The sequence below is a fragment of the Granulibacter bethesdensis genome, assembly GCF_001889545.1.
In the GTDB taxonomy this organism is placed as follows: Bacteria; Pseudomonadota; Alphaproteobacteria; order Acetobacterales; family Acetobacteraceae; genus Granulibacter; species Granulibacter bethesdensis_B.
Genome location: NZ_CP018194.1, coordinates 1,784,996 through 1,805,020, shown reverse-complemented (window position 1 = coordinate 1,805,020; position 20,025 = coordinate 1,784,996). Strand labels below are relative to the sequence as shown.

Below are 20,025 nucleotides of genomic sequence, written 5' to 3'. Positions count from 1 at the left end.
ACAAACCGTAATGTATGTAAGGTTCCCTACATTATTCTGTCCGGATTTAAGGGGTGGCAATGGCTGATATCGTTGTTTCTGCGGGCGTTACGTCCAGTGGCGTGACGTTGAATGGCTCAACTGGCTCTGCCACGATGGATGTGTTCGGCACGACCAGCAATACGCAGCTCACCGGTTCTTCCGCTGAGACCGTTTTATCCGGTGGCTCTGCTGTTTCGACGACAGTTGGCAGCGCTTCACGTCAGAATGTTTCGTCTGGTGGTGTAGCGAGTGGCACGCAGATCAGTTCTGGGGGCTGGCAAAATGTTTCGTCAGGCGGTTCTGTCCTGTCGGCGAGTGTGAACAGCGGCGGCAGCCAGATTATCAGTGCGGGAGGGAGTGCACTCGGCACAGTCATCCGTCTTGGCGGTAATGTATCCCTTCTCAGTGGCGGCGTGGCGCAGTCTGCTGTTTTGTCAGGTGGGAACTTCACTGTTTCTTCCGGCGCCAGCGTATCAGGTGTTGATATCGAGAATCAGGCCAGCGACCTGATTGTTTCTTCGGGTGGTTCTGCGATTGGCACGCTGCTGAACAATGGCAGGACGGTGGTGCAGTCTGGTGGATCGGTATCAGGCACCCGCATAACCACCAATGGTGATCTGTATCTGAGCGGCGGCACGGCCAGCGACACTGTGCTGATCGGCGGCAATGCATTGATCAGCAGTGGAGGCATTGCATCCGGCACGGTGCTGTCGGGCGGGATGGAAAATATCTATTCGGGCGGTGTCGCGAGTGGCACGGTTGTCAGCTCCGGCAGCCAGTTCGTGGATGCGGGCGGTATCGCGAGTGGCACCCGGCTTCTGGGCACACTTCAGACATTGTCCGGGGTTGCGTATAGTGCGCAGGTAACCGGTAGCGGTGCGTTGCAAAGCATCCAGTCCGGTGGTGTTGCGAGCGGGACTGTTGTGACCTCTGGTGGTGGCCAGCAGATCTTTGCCGGCGGCGTTGCGTTGAATGACGTGATTGCCGGTAGCGGGACGGTCACTGTCAATAGCGGTGGTGTGCTCAGTGGCTCGTTGACTTTCTCGGGTGTTGGCAGTGGGACGCTCGTCATCGGAGACAACAGCGCGGTCGTCTCTGGTGCTGTGATCAGCGGTTTCCAGAGCGACGATGAGATTGATCTGACCGGTCTCGGCTATGACAGCCAGACCTATGTGACACAATCCGGCAGCACTACCAGCGTTGTGACGGGGAATGGCAGCTACAGTCTGAACTTTGCGAGTGACGGGCCTGGCAATCGTGTATTCCTTGCGCGGCAGGGTTCGAATGGTTCCACTGTGCTGTATGCAGCGGGAGGCATTCTGCCAGCACAGAGCATGTCTCTTGGTGGCACGGCCTCCAGTGTGACGGCTGATTTCGGCTTTGATGCTGCATATGCGGGAAGCTATGCAAATCTTGGTTCTGGTGAAGTCAGCACGGATGGCAAGACCTACAGCGTGACGGGCACGTCCGCCGAAGTATCAACGGCATTGCAGAACCTTGTATTCCAGCCGACAGGCAGTGGTACCTCTCCGACAATGGTGAAGCTGGTGCTGTCAAACGAGGCTGCACCGCTTGTGCTGCAACTGAGCACGACGCTGAACCAGTATCTGGCAGGTGGCGCGCAGGCTGACACGATCATTGGTGGCACGGGTGCTGATACGCTTCAAAGCGGCTCCGGAGGCGGTGTGCTGCAGGCAAGGGGCAGTGGCGATATCCTGATTGGCGGCAGCGGGGCTACGCTGTTCAATGACGGTGATGGTGCGGCCACGATCCGGGGTGGTCAGGGCCGTGATACGATCAATGCGGCGGCTGGCAGGGATACGATTGTGACAGGCAGTGCTGGCAGTCAGGTCAATCTTTCTGCTGCTGGCAACGTGGCTTGGAGCAAAGGCGCGGATACGGTGTCGGTCATGGCGAGCGCCAACACGATTGTGGGTGCTGGCGGAGCGACTTATGCCACGATCAGCAATAACAATGTTACGACCTTCATCCAGAGCACGGGTGCGAGCACGGTTGTCGGTGGTGATGGTGGGACGACGGTCTTTGGCACGGGTGGCACTGTTGACTATACGGCCAATGGTGGCAGGGACCTGGTCGTTGCCGGCAATGGTGGCACGGTAAACCTGTTTGGTTCGACCTCTGGTCCCGGTCTGTTGGCGTTTGGTCAGAGCGGTGCTGCGCTGGATTATACGGGGCATGGTGCTTCCGACACGATTATTGGCGGCACAGGCAGCGTGTCTGTCAGCTCCGGCAGTAACGGTCTGTACGTGGGCGGCAGTGCTGGTTTGAACATGATCATTGCCGCAGGTGACAGCACGGTTCTGGGTGGCGGCAATGGCGATGTTCTGAGCTCGACAGGCAAAGGCAACGTTCTGGTGGCCGGTGCCGGGAACGCGACGCTGACCGGAGCCGCCGGCAACGGCACGGAGATGTTCGCGGGGACTGGCAATGCCCTGATGATCGGCAGCACGAATGCTTCTGTGGTGGATGCGTTTGCGTTTGCCAATGGTCAGGCCGGAGGCTCTGACACGATCACCGGTTTCACGGCGGGTGTTGATCGTCTGATCCTGAACGGGTTCTCTGGTGCACAGGCGGATGCGTCCTATGCAACGCAGAGCGTGGACGGGTCCGGCAACATGCACTTCACATTGACCGATAACACGCAGATCACGCTGGTCGGCGTTTCCGCACTCAGTCGCAGCCAGTTCGGATGAGCGTCTGACTGAACAGGCTGTATTACAAGGAAAGAGAGCTGATCAATGTCAGCTCTCTTTTTTTGTCTGTTTTATAAATCAGCATAATGTTGATATTGAAACAATTAATCAAAACGATTAAAAAACAAAAAGATTGCGTAAAAAAGTTTATTAGGCAAAAAATCCGTAGCGTTTGACCGTTTGGCAGGCTTGGACGTTCCTTGAACGACAGCAAGATTGAATGTAATAATTAATGACCACTACCAATATTTCTTTTGGAACGACTTCAAGCGGCCTGACGATCGGTAACTCTGCAGGGGGCAGTCAAGCTGATCTGCTGAATGTCAGCGGTACTGCCATCAGCACCACGCTGAACCCGCTGGGAATCATGGAGGTGTTGAGCGGGGGCACAGCCAGCGGAACCCTCGTGAAGAGTGGAGGCACGCAGAGGATTGAAAATGGAGGCATTGCCGGCGATACGCTTGTCAGCGGTGGTGGCACGCAAGTCGTCTATGGCGGTGGAACCGCACAGGACACTATCCTGGCGGGAGAAAATGCTGCACAGCTTGTCGGCTTTGGCGGGGTTGCCTCGCATACGACGCTGAGTTCAGGTGGTACGCAGATATTAGTGTCTGGCGCTGTTGTCAGTGACACGGTTTTCGGCACCAGCGGTATCCAGATTCTGGTCAGCGGGGCCCAGACAAGCGGTGTTTTGATTGATACGCTGGCCTTTCAAGCTGTCTCGGTTGGCACCACAGCGACAGACACAGTGCTGGTTTCCAGTGGCACGCAGGTTGTGTTTTCCGGAGGCACGGCATCCGGCACGGTGGTGAGTGCGGGGGGGAGGCAGTTTGTCTCTTCCGGCGCAATCATCAGCAATACAGTGTTCGGCAGCGGCGGGTATCAGATTCTGGGGAGCGGGGCGGCCGCTCATGATTTTTCCTTGCAGATTTCGGCGTTCCAGTTGCTCTCATCCGGGGCGACCGCAACAGGCACTGTGCTGGCGAACGGCGGTATGCAGTTGGTGCTGGATGGTGCGTCGGCTTCCGCGACGTTGCTGAATTCTGGCGGCTCACAGCTTGTTTTGAGTGGGTATGTCACGGGTACAACGATCAGCGCCGGCGGTGTCCTGAATCTGTCAGGATTGGCTTCTTCAGCCGTCAGCCTGTTCAATACAGTTGGCACTGCGCTTGGGACAATCATCAGTTCCGGTGGAACCGAGATTGTCTGGAACGGAGGCCGGGATGGTATCCAGTGGAATTCCAATGCGTCTTCCGGTGGCAATAATCCACTGAGTGGCGCGATGATTCTGGACGGTGGCAGCCAGGTTGTCAGCGGGGGCAATGCGTATGGCGCAACCATCAGTGCTGGCGGTATCCAGATCATTCTGGCTGGCGGTAGCGATGGTGGATGGCGTTATAGTGATTCCGTCGTTGACCTGGTGGGAAATCCGCCTGCCGGCGGGGGTGCAACGATTCTGGCCGGTGGCAGGCAGGAGGTTTCATCGGGTGGCAAAACAATCGCAGCGCTGATTGCATCCGGTGGCACGCAGGTTGTCTCTACGGGGGGGTATGCTGTCAGTGCACTGGTCAACTTTGGTGGTGAGCAGATACTCTCTGCCGGAGGCGAGACGGCTTCCACGACGATTGGAGCCGGTGGCTTGCAGACTGTTTTATCCGGTGCTCATGACGGACGTCGGGTCGCTGTTTCCACCGCGTCCGGCAGTGCGGGGGGCTGGGGCTATTATTTCGGTGCTGCCATTTTGTCCGGCGGTCGTCAGGATGTGCTCGGCGGCGGTGTAGCTTATAGCGTGAATGTCAGCGCCGGTGGCCTTCAGACTGTTGTCAGCGGTGGAAGTACATTTCAGGTCTATGTCAGTTCTGGCGCCAATCAGACTGTTGCCGATGGTGGTGTCCTTAACTCTACATGGCTTATGTCTGGTGGTACGCAGACTGTGCTGTCTGGTGGTGTTGCCAGCAGTGATGAAGTCTATGGCATGCAGATTGTCTCTTCCGGGGGCGTTGCGAGCGGCTCATTCATCAACTCTGGTGGTCAGGAGACCATTCTGGCAGGCGGGACTGCAATCAGTGCCCAGATTTATGGGAGTGGAAAACAGAGTATTTCTGCTGCTGGTATTGCCAGCCTGACCACAATCCTGGGTGGTGGAACACAGGTGGTTATGTCGGGGGGGATTGCTGCCAGTACCACCATAAGCCGTGGTGGAACGCAGATTGTTTCTGCTTCTGGCAGCGCCACTGAGACGACAGTGAATCAATACGGTCGGCAGACTGTTGTGTCGGGAGGCTACGCAACTGGCACGATACTGATGCCCAATGCTCAACAGTACATTTCTGCCAGTGGTATCGCAGAGAATACAACAATCAATTCTTCCGCTTATCAGGTTGTCGAGTCTGGCGGTTCCGCCGTTGGCACGATGGTAAATGATTCCGGTACCCAGTTTGTTTCATCCGGTGGTTATGCGACCGGTGTCACCCTTCATTCTGCCGGCTATCAGTTTGTTAACGCGGGGAGTGTGGTCAGTAATACGACCATCAGTTCAGGCGGTATACAGTTTGTTGAAGGAACAGCGGTCAATGACCTGATTGCTGATCAGGGAACTGTCACCGTCTCCAGTGGCGGTACACTGAGCGGATCCCTGATATTCAGTGATGTCGGCAGTGGTACTTTGAAGATTCTGGATTACCGCACCTCTCTCTCCGGTGTGGTGATCAGCGGATTTAAAAGTGATGACCAGATTGACCTGGCCTGGCTTCGCTACAGCAATAATACCAGTGTCAAGCAATCTGGGGGAAGGGTGCTGATTGAAAATCCATATGCTTCTTCATACACGCTCAATTTCGCCAGCAGCCAGACAATCCAGATAAAACAGGATACTGATAACAGCACGCTCCTTTATATATCGGATGCTCAACCCACCCCGACCCCCACTCCTACACCAGAGCCGACCGGATATGCCCAGTTGATGAAGCAGGTCAGTTTGACCGGCACATCATCCGGTGGAACTCTGTCAACTGTATTCGGATTTGGGTCTGGTTATGCTGGCAGCTTCTCGAATCTCGGCAGTGGCGCGGTCAGTGCGGATGGAAGCAGCTACAGCGTTTCGGGAACGGCGTCAGATATATTGTCAGCTTTGCAGACTCTTGGGTTCCAGCCTTCATCCAGCAGTTCTACTCCATCTTCTGTGCGGGTAATTCTGAAAAACGAAACAGCACCGGTTGTGCTGAAACTGAACACTTCGCTGAACCAGTACCTTGCTGGTGGTGCGGCGGCGGACACGATCATTGGCGGTTCTGGTAATGATACGCTTGCCAGCGGTTCCGGTGGTGGTGTGTTGCAGGCGGTTGGCAGTGGTGATCTGTTGATCGGTGGAAAGGGATCAACGCTGTTCCATGATGGTGCCGGTACGGCGACGATCTTCGGGGGGCGTGGTCATGATACGATCGATGCTGCGGCGGGTAGCAATCTGGTTATGACCGGGGCTGGCGGTTCCACCGTCTATCTGAGAGCGCGCGGTAATTCGCTGTGGAGCTATGGCGCGGACAATGTCGCGGTCTCTGCCGGTGCAAATACAGTGATTGGTGCGGGTGGCTCGAACGCGACGATTTCTGGCGGGTCTTCCGGCGTGATGTTCATTGGGGCTGGCGGCGCCAGCACCATTCTTGGTGGTGATGGTGCCTCGACCCTGTTTGGCACGGCTGGCACCCTGACCTATGCGGCTGGGAATGGGGGCGGGTTTATCGTAACGGGTGCCGGCAGCACGTCCAATCTGTTCGGCGGTGCGGCTGGTGGCCTGCTGGCTTTCGGTCAGAGCGGAGCCGCGCTGTTCTACACGGGGGGCGGAGGCGCTGACACGATCCAGGGCGGCAATGGCAGCATCATGGTGAATAATGGCATCAATGGGACATATTTTGGTGGGACCGTGGGTTCGAATCAGATCTCTGTTGCCGGGCACAGTCTGGTGTTTGGTGGTGGGAATGGCGATGTTCTGACCGCGACAGGGAGTGGGAATGTGTTGCAGGCCGCCGGCGGCAACACGACGCTGAATGGCGGTGGTGCTGACGGCACTGTGATGTTCGCTGGCACGGGCAATGATCTGATGATCGGCAGTACGAATAGCGCGTCAGTTGATATCTTTGCCTTTGCCAATGGTCAGGCCGGAGGCTCTGACACGATCAGTGGTTTCACGGCTGGTACGGATCACATGGTCCTGAATGGTTTCTCTGGTGAACAGGTTGATGCGTCCTACGCGACGAAGAGCGTGGACGGGTCCGGCAATATGCACTTCACGTTGACCGATAACACGCAGATCACGCTGGTCGGCGTGACTGAGCTCAGTCGGAACCAGTTCGGATAAGAGTCCGGTTCATATGATTGGTTATATGCATAAATTTTACCGAGAACATAATAATGGCTCTTATCAGCATCTCATCGGGTGTAAGTTCGTCAGGTCTTGTGATTGGTCAGAGCGGGAGCCTCTCTGCCATTCAGTATGATACAGCTATTGTGAATGGAATTGTTACCAGCACGTCTCTCAATAGTTCAGGTACCATGACAGTCGCGTCGGGTGGCATTGCAGACCTGACAGTGATCAATGGCGGTGCGCAGGTCGTCAATTGGGGTGGCCGAGTCAGTGGCACGGTCATTGGCGATGCGGGTACACAAACGATCTTGTACTCGGGTCTTGCTGATGGAACGCAGATTAGCTCCGGTGGCAAGCAATATACTTATGGTCTTGCTACCAACACCGTTGTCGCGGCTGATACAGCACAACAGATTGTTGATAGTGGCGGTGTTGCCAGCGGTACAGTCCTGACGTCTGGCGGTCAGATGGTGATCAGGAAGAACAGTATCGGTGCCAATGCCGTCATCAATGGTACTGGAAAAATATCTGTAGCAAGCGCGGGCTGGCTGAGTGGTACTCTGACATTCACAGGAAATGGCAGCGGAACCCTGACTATTCTTGATCAGGCCGTGGATGTGTCAAACACCGTCATCAGCGGGTTCAGCACGGATGATGCGATTGATCTGGCCAGCATGAGTTACGTGAACAGCGCATCTGTCATACAGACCAGCCGAGCCGGTTTAGTAAAGGTTGTTGCCGGAACAAGCTCTACCTATTTTAATTTTGCCAGCAATAGTTTTGCGGGACAGGTATTGCTGGCGCAGAATGATGGTGCCGGTGGAACGCAGATTTATACAGCCAGCGGTATTCATCCTTTTACAGATGCCATCACTCTGTACGGCTATGCTGATGAGACGCGGGTGACGGCGCAGTTCAGCCTGAATCCGTCTTTTGTCGGAACCTATGCCAATCTTGGTACCGGAGATCTGAGTGCCGACGGCAAAACCTATATCGTGTCCGGACTGGCTACAGATGTGTCTTCAGCGCTGACAAATCTGGCGTTCCTCCCCACCGTTGGTGGTACGGCTCCAGCGTCGATCAGTCTGGTGCTGAAAAATGAGACGGCACCTGTGTATGTAAAATTGAATACGGCTCTGCCACAATATTTGGCGGGCGGTGCAGGAAAGGATACGATTACCGGTGGTGCAGGTGCGGATACGCTGGCCAGCGGTTCTGGTGGCGGATATCTGTATGCCAGCGGTCAGGGAGATATCCTGCTCGGCGGCAGAGGCGCCACTTTCTTCGAGGATGGTGCAGGCTACACCACTATTTTCGGGGGAAAAGGTCAGGACTCGATTCTGGCGTCTGCCAATCATAATCTGCTCATGACTGGACATGGCGGTACAGCTGTCAGTATGAGCGGGCAGGAAAATTCCCTCTGGAGTAATGGTTCCGATACCATTTTTGCCTATGCAGGCGTCAATACGGTGATCGGAGCCGGAGACGGCGCACGGTTTTTTACCGCACAGGGTAAATCATCGCCAGTATTCATCAGTATGGGAGGCAGCAATACCATTGCTGGTGCAGATGGTGCCTCCACCATGTTCGGTACGGCTGGTAGCCTCACCTATGCCGGCAATAGCTCAGGCAGTGCTTTGGTGCTGCTTGGTTCTGGAAGCAAGGCTGAGCTGTATTCAGGCAATGCCGGTACTATGCTGGCTTTTGGTCAGAGCGGTGCAACGCTGACTTACTTCGGCGGCAATGGAAGCCGTGATACGATCCAGGGCGGCAGTGGCAACATCACGGTTCAGGGTGGCACCAACGGCACTTATTTTGGTGGTAGTGCCGGATCGAACGTAATTGATGTCACCAGAAACAGCACTGTATTCGGCGGTGGTGATGGAGATATCCTGAGATCCCATGGGGCAGGTAATGTTCTGCAGGCGGGATCGGGTAATACAACCCTCAGCGGATATTGGGCGTCGGGTACGGTGATGTTTGCAGGAACCGGCAATGCACTGATGGCTGGCAGTGTTGGAATGAATGCTGTCGATATTTTTGCTTTTACCAATGGCCGTGGAGGTGGTTCCGATACGATCAGCGGTTTTGTGAAAGGGGTTGATCGTCTGGTCTTCAACGGCTTCTCGGAACAGCAGGTGAATACTGCCTACATGACGATGCGGCCAGACGCCGACGGAAATGTGCATTTCACTCTGCCGGACAATACTCACATCACGCTGGAAGATGTACCGTTTCTGTTCCGGAGCGAGTTTGGCTGAGACATCAAACCATGTCTGTCTGATGTTTCTTCAACCCTTATGTGCATGACGGTTTACAGGCATGAGGTCGTGCTCAGGTCGCGTTCGCCGATGACATAAGGGCCACCCGCCAGCAGGCGGATCGCCAGGAAACCGGTGGTATTTGATTGCCGTTCCGTAAGATTCAGAAGTGCGTCTCCCTGTGTCCAGCGTGCCGAGGAGAGGGCGTTATCGTGCCATCCCGGCAGACTGGCTTCGGTCAGATGGCTGGTGACGGGACGGCAGCAACTGTTTTCTGTCAGGGTAATTTCCCCTACCTGCACGCCGAACAGACGCTGGTCATCCACAAAGGGGCCGATCGATTCACACGGCCTGCTGGTACGGGATAGCAGACGCACACTGGAAACTCCTGGCGGAAGCAGAAATTCCTCCCAGCCTTCTCTCTTATTGAACAAAGGAGGGATGGGCCTGTCATCCGTTCCGAGCAAATAAAAAGCCGGGTCATGGGTCAGAACCGGCCGAAACAGGGTACGGCCAATGCCGTGTATTCTGGAGCGTTGGCGAAGCCGGTGAAAAATTGGTTCTACAACGGCACGCTCTGTTGTGATATGAGCTTTGGCGTTTGCAGCTATTGGAGTGGGAAAAGAGAACACCCCATCCTGCTGCCCTTCCTGTGTCCTGAAGCGTGACTGTCTGTTAATGACCGCAGCCGACATCATGGGAATCCCATTCACCACAATCGGCGTATACTGCTCTGTCACAAGCGTATAGGCATCGTATTCGCTGTATGTGCGATCATAGGCAATGCTCCTTCCGTTTACCAGAGTGCGGACTGGAATGGGATGCCCATCAATAATCAGGCACTGGTCAGGGGTCACGAAAGTGGTGCGGACAGGGACATGGTCCGCTATCGCATGGGGCAGAATACGGACAGGATAACCAGCCATGGCATCAGGCAGGATCACATTGGCCATGGTACGTTGAAATCTGGTCCAGCAATGGGACGCATTAACCACGGGGACACCCTGATCAAACTGCTCCACGGGAACTTCTCCCTTCGTGGTCAGGATCATGTTTCCCTTGAGAATGCTGGCTGCCACATTGCATGGCTCTCTTCCGGTTATGTCTGCCGGAGAGAACTTTTTAGGCATACAGCCTATGTCAGGGACATCGAGAGAATAAAAAGCGTGATCATCATTCAAGAGGGAGCAACCATTTTCTGCTGCCAGAACCAAGATAGATCTGGAATATTGTTAAAACATACAGTGAAAAAATAAAAATTTGTTTCATCAATTTTTTGAAATAATAAAAACAAAGAAAAATACAAATTAAATTTTAAAAATCAAAATAGAACACATTTGACACCCGATATTTAAATTTATGTTATGAATTTTCATCCTCAATGTAGCATTGATACCAAAAATCATTTTCATTCCATTGATGCAAAATTCGTGATTTTTGATATCATAAAAAAGATAAATTAATTTTGATATAAAGTCAACCACTATTCTACTTTTGATTAAAAATATATACACCATTGCCTGCAAAATCATTTATGAGATGGAAAAAGCAAGTAAATGCTACCCTGAAATCCTTGAAAAAATCACGAATTTCGATACATGCCTAGAGACAAGCTTTCCCGAATTCACACGTAAATGATTGAAAAAAAGCTGACGGGCCGCAAAATTGGTTACGCACGGGTAAGTACAATTGGCCAGACACTGGATGTTCAGATCGCCCAGCTGACAGCGTTCAGCTGTCACCGGATTTTCATGGAAAAAGCCAGCGGTGCTGACGCAAGCCGGGAGGAACTGCACCGGATGCTGCGGTTTCTGCGCTCTGGTGATACTGTTGTGGTCACGCGGATTGACCGCCTGGCCCGCAGCACGTTCGACCTGTTCGCGATGGTGCGAGAGATTACACGGAAGGGCGCACAGTTTTTGTCCCTTGCCGAGCCGTGGGCGGATACCTCAACCAGCACCGGGCGTCTGATGCTGGCAGTTCTGGGCGGCCTTGCGGATGTGGAGCGTGATCTGATCCGCATCCGCACGGCAGAGGGGCGGGCGCGGTCGGTTGCCCTGGGCATCCGCATGGGGCGTCCGCCAAAGCTGTCGGAGGAGCAGAAGGTGGATATTCGCCGCCGACGTCAGGCGGGCGAGTCTCTGCGGCGTCTGGCGGAAGAATATTGCGTCAGCGTCAGTTCCATTTCCCGGGTGGCTGCCTGACTCCGCAGCCTCCCTGGAAAGGGCTGGCGGAGGTCAGCCTTCCGGGGGCGAGGAAGAGTGGCTGATGGTGCTGAAGAAATCCATCACCAGATGATCCGGTGCGCAGAAGACAGCGTGAGGATGATGGCCGGTTTCGCTTCTGGCGAAGCTGAGCGCGGAGTCACGATTCCTGAAAATACCCCCGACGGCTCCGCGCTGATCGCACACCACCCATCGTCCCTTGCTGTCATGGCCGACGATGAACTGTCTGGTGTCACTGTGACTGATATTGCCCATGATCAGGCTGGTCCTTTTCCGGTGCGTATGAAAGCTCAGACCACGCAGTCCGGGCCGGGGCAGAAGGAGGGCAGGGTGTGCTGAAAGGAAAACCCGGTCATGTTGGCTCCATCATGGATCATGCGCGGGGACGGATGCGTCCTGCGCCTTCCTGACGGTATCCAGGCGGGCATAGGGTTTCCATGCCATGCCCGCCTTGCCGGAATAGGAAAGTCATAGAAGGAGAGCTGGCTCAGCTTTTTTTCTCTGCCCCTTTCGCCGGTGCGGGCGGCGGAGGCGGCGGTTCATGCGGTTGCGGCATGGGAGTAGTGGTGAGCAGATCCAGCCCCTCCTGTCTGGTGTCGGACAGTTTGCTCATGAACGTGGTCAGCCCGTCCTTGCCGTAGGCGCGGCGGCTCAGTCCGAGCAGCACGACGCCGCCATCCTTGCTCAGTGGGGCATAGCGATAGGCATTCCACTCGACGATGGGGCCTTCCCTGGTTTCGCCACTGATGACGAAGTCCAGCATGGTGTCGCCGGTTTCCTGATTATTCACCACTGTCAGCCGTGTGAGCGGATCGTGAGTCTTTCGGCTCTGAAGCTGAAGGGCCATCAGATTGACGGATTGCTCGACCGTCATCGGTCCGCTGATGCGCTCGATCAGGAGCATGCTGTCGTAATGGGTGACGGTTTCGTCGGCTGGGATGTATTCCTGCTTGACATAGGCGGCGGTAGGGTGGGCACTCCACACCAGATGGTACAGCTTTTTCCCCAGCAGGATCGGGCCGGGCAGGCCGAGATAATCGGTCGGCTTCTCTGCCGTTTTCGCGGTGTCAGCAGGCGGAGGGGAAGGCAATGGCGGGGGTGTGTAGGCCGGCGGGGAAGCCGCCTGAACCAGAGCAGGCCGCACCGTGACAGAGGCCGCCATGATTCCGCAGACAGTCAGCAGCAGCGGGCGGTGGCGATAGCGGCGTGTTCTGGCATTCATGGTCAGTCTGGTTCCGGCAATGGCTTCTTCGCGTGCAACAGACCAAACCGGGGCGGGAGTGGCAAGAGGGAGAGTGTGTCTGGAGGAGGATGAGCGGAGGGGGTGTACACAGTGTCGAGGCAGATGGGATGATGGGTATGGCAGGCGACAAAACTTTTTATTTCCCCAGTCTCCTCAGCTTTTTGGGAATATGGGCAGATATAAAAATCAAACTGCGCGATGTTGGGTAGCGGTTGGTTTATCAGGTCTATGATGACAGAGTTCCGGTGGTCGCCATCACTGTTGGAAAACGTGACAAGAATGCGGTTTATAAGGTGGCGGAAGGACGGGGGCCTGCAGTTTATCGCCAGTCGGAACTATCATTGTCAGATAACGGCATCGTATTGTTATCCGTTGGCTTATCATTTTCGAATGTTGTGCCTGAAACAGCCACCCCAGCTGTAACGCCTGTCGACATGGCTGCCACCATGCGTGAAAAAGGCAGGCTTTGAAGCCAGACCCGGCCTGGGCCGGTCAGACGCGCAAAGAAAAAGCCCTGTCCACCAAAGAACTTTGATTTGATGCCACTGACGGGTGTAACGTCAAAATGAATACTTTGCGTAAAGGCGGCGATAGACCCTGGGTGGACATGAATTTCTTCATTCTCTTCCAGATCCCGTTCGTATATGTTCCCGCCAGAATGAATGAAAGCCCACTCAGAGCCGTCAATTTTTTGAAGAATAAAACCTTCACCGCCAAAAAAGCCGGTCAAAATGTTCTGTCGAAACGCAATACTAATATGTGCACCGCGTTGAGCGCACAGAAACGATTCCTTATGGCATATGATTGTGCCACCAAAATCCGCTAGTCGAAGGGGGATAATTTTCCCGGGTACAGGTGCGGTGAAGGCTACCCTCGAAACATGAACCGGATCTGCATTCGTAAAGACAGTTGAAAAGACAGTGGCTCCGCCAAGAATACGCTTGCCTGCATTCGCAATTTTTTCCCACAGACTGTCCGATGGCGAGGATGCATCGCCGAATACAGTTTCCATCTGTATGGCGGCATCCTTAAAGATCATGGCCCCTGCTTCGGCAATTGCGGACATGCCTGGTGCAAGATTGATCAGGACATATTGCATTTCATGTCCCATAATCTCGAAATCGAAGTCTGTGGTCCTTGTCGCCTCTGGTTCTGCCGATCCAAAAGATGTCTGAAAAAACGTTGACATTGGCAACCCTGTCATTTCGATTTTTGGATTACTTCGATGTGTTCCGTTCCATATGGACAATAATTTCTTCAAAATAAAGTAAATATAGAATAACCTTTTTTTCATGTTGAATCAAAGAAGCGGCCCCTTCCGGAGCCGCTTCCTGATCCCCTTAGTAACGTCCCTGCTTCAAGCCGGCTTCTTCGCCTCCCGTTCCCAGAACCGAAGGGCACCACATGTCTTGAGGAACCCCGCTGCATCGCCAGGTTTTTCCAGTCTGACGAACCCTTTATCCCGCAAAGCGGGTTTTATCCCGGCGGCTTCCAGCAAGGTCTCGGCCTCCTTTGTGAAAGCAATGAACTTTGCATGAGCAAAGGCGTCGCTGACGAAATCCCGGGCTTCCGGTTTTTGCGACAGCAGCGCCGCGCCCTCGGCAGAAAGCAGCACAGCCACCGCGTCATACAGGACCGAGGGACCGCCCTCCACACGCTGTTGGGCCTCGTGGGAGACACCTTTGCTGTCGGTGATGCCGCTGACGGTCGGGGCGATCAGTTCCAGTTGCGCCCCTTCCTTGTCGACCGCCTGCACCAGCGCTTCCAGCAATGCAGCATCAGCGCCGTCGCTGGCGAGGATGCCGAGTTTGCGGCCCTCGAAACGCTGCGGGCCATTCGCGATGATACTGAGTGCTGCAGAGGGAGGCAGGTCGGTGAGCGGCGCCCGTGCCGGTTTGGGAGCATCCGGTAAAGCCTTCAACCCCAACCCGCCTGCCACCGCATCGGCCAGAGCCTCATCCACCAGCCGCAGATGTCCGACCATCCGCGCGCGGATGGCTGGTGTCTCCACCTTGCTGAGTTCAAAGGTGAAGGCATCCGCGATATGCCGTTGCTCGATCGGGGTCTGGCTGAGATAGAACTGGCGCGCCTGACTGTAATGATCGGCGAATTTCTCCGGCCTGGCACGGCGCTTTTCGCCGCTTTCCTGCGCGGGAAAGCTGGTATGGCCGCGTTGAGGGTCTTCGCGAGGCCCCCCTTCGGCTCCCCAGCTGTTCGGCTCATAATTGGCGCGGCCTTTGGGGTTGCGCATCGCCATGTGGCCGTCCTGCTGGAAATTCTGCACCGGCACATGGGGCGCATTGATCGGAATATGCGTGAAATTCGGCCCGCCCAGCCGCTTCAGTTGCGTGTCCAGATAGGAGAAATTACGCCCCTGTAACAGAGGATCATTTGTGAAGTCGATGCCCGGCACGACATTCTGGGTGCAGAATGCGACCTGTTCGGTCTCGGCGAAGAAATTGTCCACCGGACGGTTCAGCACCAGGCGACCGATGATGCGCACGGGCACATCTTCTTCCGGGATCAGCTTGGTGGCATCCAGGACGTCGAACGGAAAGGCATCTGCGAAGGCATCATCGAAAAGCTGAACGCCCACCTCCCATTCCGGGAAATCACCGCTGTTCAGGGCGCTCCATAAATCGCGGCGGTGGAAATCCGGATCGGCGCCGTTGATCTTCACGGCCTCGTTCCAGGCCACGGATTGCAGGCCCAGCTTCGGCTTCAGATGGAATTTGACATAGGTCGAGTGCCCTTCCGCATTCACAAGGCGGAACGTATGCACGCCAAACCCCTCCATAAAGCGCAGGGAGCGTGGAATGGTGCGGTCCGACATGATCCACAGCGCCATATGCACTGCTTCCGGCATCAGGGAGATAAAGTCCCAGAAATTGTCATGTGCGGTCTGAGCCTGCGGAAAAGCGCGATCAGGGGCTTCTTTGGCGGCATGGATCAGGTCAGGGAACTTGATCGCATCCTGAATGAAGAAAACCGGGATGTTGTTGCCGACCAGATCCCAGTTGCCTTCTTTTGTGTAGAATTTGATGGCGAAACCACGCACATCACGCGCCAGATCGGGTGATCCCTTATTGCCCGCCACAGTGGAAAAGCGCACGAAAACGGGCGTTTTCTCGCCCTTGCGCTGGAAGATGTCGGCTCTGGTGACGTCGCTCAGGCTGTCGGTCAGCTCGAAGAAGCCGTGAGCGCCATAGCCGCGGGCATGCACGACGCGCTCCGGGATACGCTCATGGTCGAAATGGAACATCTTCTCGCGGAAGTGGAAATCCTCCAGCAGCGCAGGTCCGCTTGCGTCAAGACGCAGCGTATTCTGATCATCACTGACCGGGATGCCCTGTTGCGTCGTTAAAACCGGATTATTCTCTCCGGCAAGCTGATGAAGCTCCCCGCCCAGCCCGTGCAGGAAGGGGCAGCCTCCACCGGAAGGCGGTGGAGACACAGAGGCAGGGGAGGAAGCCGGACGGGAGGAACGGGTGGGAGGGGCCATGGACGCGATCTCCTGTATCTCTCAACGTGTTCCGCGCCTTGCCGTTCAAGGGGAGGAGACGAGCCGGATCGGCCCGCAACAGCGAGGCATGTGCACGACAGCAGAAACGCAGCCCCCGCCGCTCCGGTGGCATCACGAAAAAGAGAGGAGATCAGTACCCGACCGTAAAACGCTGCCGGATATGGGCTGGGTGTTCCAGCTCATTGACCAGCGCGATGGCGTAATCCTCATAGGAGATGGAGGAACCGCCCTCATGCCGCAGCACCTGATCTCCGCCGAGGCGGAATACACCGGTGCGCCCGCCGGGGCCGAACAGGATGGAGGGGGATATGAAGCTCCATTCCAGATCATCGGCGGTGTTGCGGAGCAGATCGAGAAACGCGACCCCGTGTGAGGCCTCGAATTTATATTCAGTCGGGAAATCGGGGTGGTCGATCAGCTTGACGCCCGGCTCTGCCTCCAGACTGCCCGCGCCGCCGACCACCAGATAGCGTTTGATGCCTGCTTCCCGCACCGCGCGCAGCAACCGGGTGGGGTCAATTGTGGAAAAAGGCAGTGCGCTGATCACCGCATCATGCCCGCGCAGCAGAGGCACGATGGTTTCAGTGTCTGCCGCATCTCCCGCAACAGCGGTAACGCCGGGCAGGGGAGGGACCGCAGAGACGCTGCGCGCAATCGCTGTCACGCGATGGCCACGATCAGACAGCTCTTTCAGAATATGCGATCCGGCATTCCCGGTGGCACCGAGCAGAGCGATAGAGGACATGGAAAAGTGTTCCGGAAAATGGCTTGATGAGTGTGCTTTCATTCCTGATGTGGGGTGGAGCACAGGAACCGGCAAGAGGTTTCTCTCTGACCTCTGTCGCCGATCGCCCGGATTGACCAGAGGTCTCGGTATGGTCAGTCTCACGCTCTATTGCCATGGCTTATATGGTTCCAGGATCAACATCAGCACCGCAACGAGGCCGCAGGGTATGAATGACGCACCGGTTCTGCCACCGGACAAATACATCGTCATGGGCGGTGACCTGACGCATTGTCTGTGGAGCAGCAAGGGAGAGATGATTCTCCTTGCCAACCTGCCCATTTCCAGTGACCTGAAAACCAGGTTGCAGGAATGGGAGGATTGGGCTGACGATTTCGAGGATTTCCTGCCGCCCGAGGAATGTTCGCCATTTGATCTGGAAGGATTTACAGCGGCCGGTCTGGAAATCGCACGGGCCTTGAAAGCAGAATTACCAGACTGCACCATCATATATTGCGATGAAGCCAGATGGCAGGCTCAGAAGGAGCTTGGCCTGACGCCCGCCGAATGCCGATACGAGGTTTGACCAGCACCAAGGCTGTTCCTGATTATCAGTCCTTGATGGTCCCTGTGCTGCGTCTGTCCGCAACCGAGATACGCCGCGTGCCAGCGCTGGCTGAGATGATTGCCGATGAGCTGGCCCTGTCCGCAGAGGACCGTGCCGCCATGTTGCCGAGCGTGACGCAACGCTTGCTGTGCAACCGTGTTCACTGGGCCAAACTTATCTGATGAAAGCGGGTCTGCTGTTTTCTCCAGACCGTGGTGCATTTACCATTACACCGGCAGGGCGGGAGTTGCTTGCGACCAATCCGCCACGCATCACGAGCACTCTGTTAGAGCAATATCCGTCTTTCATCAGCTTTATCACTGCAAAAGTCGGGCATAATATCAAACAGGGAGCAGCGCCTGTTCTGTCTTCTCCCACTGATGCAGAGCACCAGACCCTGGAAGAACGCGTTGAGGCAGCGCATGAGGAACTGATGTCCGAGCTGCGCTCCAACCTGCTGGAGCATGTGCTGAATCAGAGCCCTGCTTTTTTCGAGCAATTGATTGTCGACCTTCTGGTCGCGATGGGCTATGGCGGCAATCACGAAGATGCCGCACAACGTCTCGGCGGTACGGGGGATGGCGGCGTTGATGGCGTGATCAACGAAGACCAGCTCGGACTGGATAGACTTTATGTGCAGGCCAAGCGTTATGTAGCCAATAACAGCGTTGGTCGTCCCGACGTGCAATCCTTTGTTGGCAGTCTGGTCGGTCGTGGTGCGCAGAAAGGCGTGTTCTTCACAACCTCCTCATTCAGCACCCATGCAATCGAGTTCGTGCGCAATCTGACACAACGCATTGTTCTGATTGATGGTACAACGCTGGCTGATCTGATGATTGAACACGGTGTCGGTGTCCGCGTCAGCCGCACGATCACAGTCAAGAAGATCGATATCGACTTTTTCGATCCGGAATGAACAGGACGGATAAGCTGATCCGTCTTCGTCATCATGGCTGGGCCTTCAGTCAGAAAGGGAGCAGCGCCTGCGCTTCCAGATAGGGAACCAACGACATATTCATGCTGCATATGAGCAGGGATTTCTGTGGGTCATGGAGGATGCAGTGTGGGGTAGGATCTACTTATCTCTGTTTTCGTCTTACCGCCCCACCATCCCCCTCGTTCCTGTCCTCTCAAACGGCCGGAGCATGCGATCCATCCGTGGATCGCTCCAATCTTCGGTGAGTGTATCGGCGAAGCGGGCGAGGGGGCCGGTCATGGGCAGGGGGTGGCCGGTGCGGGCATCGGTGATGTGGGTGGGGACGAAAATGGGCGCACAGGATTGGCCGTTTTCGTCCGGCCATGCGCCGGGATCGAGGCGGCCATGGATCTCCAGCGGCGTGATCTGCGGATCACCCTGATGATCGAACCAGTGGAACTCCGCCTCCACACTGGTGGGGTAGCTGGGCATCGTGAAACCTCGGTCAAACGGAACGGGACATATCGGGCCGTTTAACTGTTCTAACCCCATTGCGTCAACACCAAAAGGTGTTAAATAGAGTTTGATGGGGGGTTAAACCCCGGCGACCTCGTTCCACGGGATGACACGGTAGATGCGCATGACAGTCCGCGCGTCGATTTCGATCTCTCCGGCGGGGTTGTACTGGTGCAGCACCAGCCGCCCGGTGGTGCGGCGCACCAGGCGTTTCAACAGCGCGCGCGGTTCATCGTATTCTCCGTCCTGCACCACCACGACGACGTGGTCTCGCGGGGCGGCGGGGCGGGTGGGGTGGATGTAGATCAGATGGCCATGCTCCACCCATGGCTCCATGCTGTCACCCTCGACATACAGCGCGAACAGGCCGGGAATACCGGTCAGGGGGGCGGGGAGCCGGGCCCAGTCCAGCGCCTGTGCACTGTCCGGCAGGCCCGTCGCCCCCAGCGCCCCGCCCTGCGCCGTGCCGAAAACCGGCACATTGCGGGGAGAAAAGCCCGTGATCGGCGGCGGGATCGGCTGATCAGGGATGCGAGCCTGACTCTGGAACGTCGCGGGGGGCGGGGGTGGCGCCTCCGCCTTCATGACCGAAGGGGGGGCTGCAATACCCGGCGGGACTGGCTGGTAATCGCCGAGGTAATCCGGATCCAGCGTCAGTAAATCCACCCCCAGACATTGCGCCAGACGCGGCAGGGCGCGGGAGCGCTGGGTCAGGTTACGCTCGATCTTGTCGATCGTGGTCTGGGAGGTTCCTGCCTCCTTCGCCAGTGCGTCCTGAGACCACCCGCGCTGTAGTCTGGCATGTCGCATCCGTTCGCCCACTGTCATTTCTGTGGGGAAGGAAAGTGGGGACCGGGCATCGGATGGATGGCTCATACCGGCCTCTGTAGCACAGCGTAAAGGGGTTGAAAACCA

Annotated in this window: 15 protein-coding genes; 7 read left to right on the top strand and 8 right to left on the bottom strand. The window is 56.0% G+C overall.

Annotated features, from left to right (window positions below):
- Nucleotides 1-59: 59 nt before the first annotated feature.
- The 3 genes from GbCGDNIH8_RS08215 to GbCGDNIH8_RS08205 all read left to right on the top strand — a co-directional run bounded on the left by GbCGDNIH8_RS08215 (nt 60) and on the right by GbCGDNIH8_RS08205 (nt 9,356).
- Nucleotides 60-2,735 carry an adhesin gene (locus tag GbCGDNIH8_RS08215; protein WP_172822931.1) on the top strand — a complete coding sequence of 892 codons (2,676 nt, stop codon included), beginning with the start codon at nt 60-62 and terminating at the stop codon, nt 2,733-2,735.
- Between the two features lie 232 nt (nt 2,736-2,967).
- The gene (locus GbCGDNIH8_RS08210; protein ID WP_253735991.1) at nt 2,968-7,089 is read left to right on the top strand and encodes an AIDA repeat-containing protein; all 4,122 of its coding nucleotides are present in this window, start codon (nt 2,968-2,970) and stop codon (nt 7,087-7,089) included.
- A gap of 53 nt (nt 7,090-7,142) precedes the next feature.
- A complete protein-coding gene (locus GbCGDNIH8_RS08205) occupies nt 7,143-9,356 on the top strand; it encodes an adhesin (protein ID WP_157692598.1) in 2,214 nt (737 codons plus the stop codon).
- Between the two features lie 53 nt (nt 9,357-9,409).
- Here the strand turns inward: GbCGDNIH8_RS08205 and GbCGDNIH8_RS08200 are convergent, their stop codons facing one another.
- Complete coding sequence (locus tag GbCGDNIH8_RS08200) at nt 9,410-10,408, bottom strand: Hint domain-containing protein (protein WP_301335575.1); 999 nt, start codon at nt 10,406-10,408, stop codon at nt 9,410-9,412.
- A 582-nt stretch (nt 10,409-10,990) separates the two neighbouring features.
- Here GbCGDNIH8_RS08200 and GbCGDNIH8_RS08190 point away from each other — a divergent pair.
- A complete protein-coding gene (locus GbCGDNIH8_RS08190; protein ID WP_072572827.1) occupies nt 10,991-11,560 on the top strand; it encodes a recombinase family protein in 570 nt (189 codons plus the stop codon).
- A gap of 33 nt (nt 11,561-11,593) precedes the next feature.
- Here GbCGDNIH8_RS08190 and GbCGDNIH8_RS08185 read toward each other — a convergent pair whose 3' ends face one another.
- The 5 genes from GbCGDNIH8_RS08185 to GbCGDNIH8_RS08160 form a co-directional block, all read right to left on the bottom strand.
- Complete coding sequence (locus tag GbCGDNIH8_RS08185) at nt 11,594-11,836, bottom strand: hypothetical protein (protein WP_072572826.1); 243 nt, start codon at nt 11,834-11,836, stop codon at nt 11,594-11,596.
- Between the two features lie 232 nt (nt 11,837-12,068).
- Nucleotides 12,069-12,803 carry a hypothetical protein gene (locus GbCGDNIH8_RS08180; protein ID WP_072572825.1) on the bottom strand — a complete coding sequence of 245 codons (735 nt, stop codon included), beginning with the start codon at nt 12,801-12,803 and terminating at the stop codon, nt 12,069-12,071.
- Between the two features lie 340 nt (nt 12,804-13,143).
- A complete protein-coding gene (locus tag GbCGDNIH8_RS08170; protein WP_081368919.1) occupies nt 13,144-14,118 on the bottom strand; it encodes an AIM24 family protein in 975 nt (324 codons plus the stop codon).
- 63 nt (nt 14,119-14,181) lie between these two features.
- Nucleotides 14,182-16,326, bottom strand: a complete 2,145-nt coding sequence (locus tag GbCGDNIH8_RS08165) for a catalase (protein ID WP_095206443.1) — start codon at nt 16,324-16,326, stop codon at nt 14,182-14,184.
- A gap of 151 nt (nt 16,327-16,477) precedes the next feature.
- Complete coding sequence (locus GbCGDNIH8_RS08160; protein ID WP_072572823.1) at nt 16,478-17,092, bottom strand: NAD(P)-dependent oxidoreductase; 615 nt, start codon at nt 17,090-17,092, stop codon at nt 16,478-16,480.
- A 208-nt stretch (nt 17,093-17,300) separates the two neighbouring features.
- Here GbCGDNIH8_RS08160 and GbCGDNIH8_RS08155 point away from each other — a divergent pair, with 208 nt between their 5' ends.
- From GbCGDNIH8_RS08155 to GbCGDNIH8_RS08150, 3 genes are read left to right on the top strand one after another with little or no spacing between them, the layout of a single operon-like run.
- Nucleotides 17,301-17,657: a hypothetical protein gene (locus tag GbCGDNIH8_RS08155; protein WP_253735989.1), complete on the top strand. Its 357-nt coding sequence runs from the start codon at nt 17,301-17,303 to the stop codon at nt 17,655-17,657.
- Complete coding sequence (locus GbCGDNIH8_RS13120; RefSeq protein ID WP_216634437.1) at nt 17,654-17,860, top strand: winged helix-turn-helix domain-containing protein; 207 nt, start codon at nt 17,654-17,656, stop codon at nt 17,858-17,860. The genes GbCGDNIH8_RS08155 and GbCGDNIH8_RS13120 overlap by 4 nt, the downstream gene beginning before the upstream one ends.
- The gene (locus GbCGDNIH8_RS08150) at nt 17,860-18,594 is read left to right on the top strand and encodes a restriction endonuclease (RefSeq protein WP_216634436.1); all 735 of its coding nucleotides are present in this window, start codon (nt 17,860-17,862) and stop codon (nt 18,592-18,594) included. The genes GbCGDNIH8_RS13120 and GbCGDNIH8_RS08150 overlap by 1 nt, the downstream gene beginning before the upstream one ends.
- 180 nt (nt 18,595-18,774) lie before the next feature.
- On the opposite strand, the gene GbCGDNIH8_RS12920 is transcribed toward GbCGDNIH8_RS08150, so the two are convergent.
- Together GbCGDNIH8_RS12920 and GbCGDNIH8_RS08140 are read right to left on the bottom strand one after the other, a co-directional pair.
- A complete protein-coding gene (locus tag GbCGDNIH8_RS12920; RefSeq protein ID WP_157692597.1) occupies nt 18,775-19,086 on the bottom strand; it encodes a hypothetical protein in 312 nt (103 codons plus the stop codon).
- A 102-nt stretch (nt 19,087-19,188) separates the two neighbouring features.
- Entirely contained in the window at nt 19,189-19,986 is a 798-nt protein-coding gene (locus tag GbCGDNIH8_RS08140) for an XRE family transcriptional regulator (protein ID WP_072572821.1), read from the bottom strand.
- Nucleotides 19,987-20,025 lie beyond the last annotated feature (39 nt).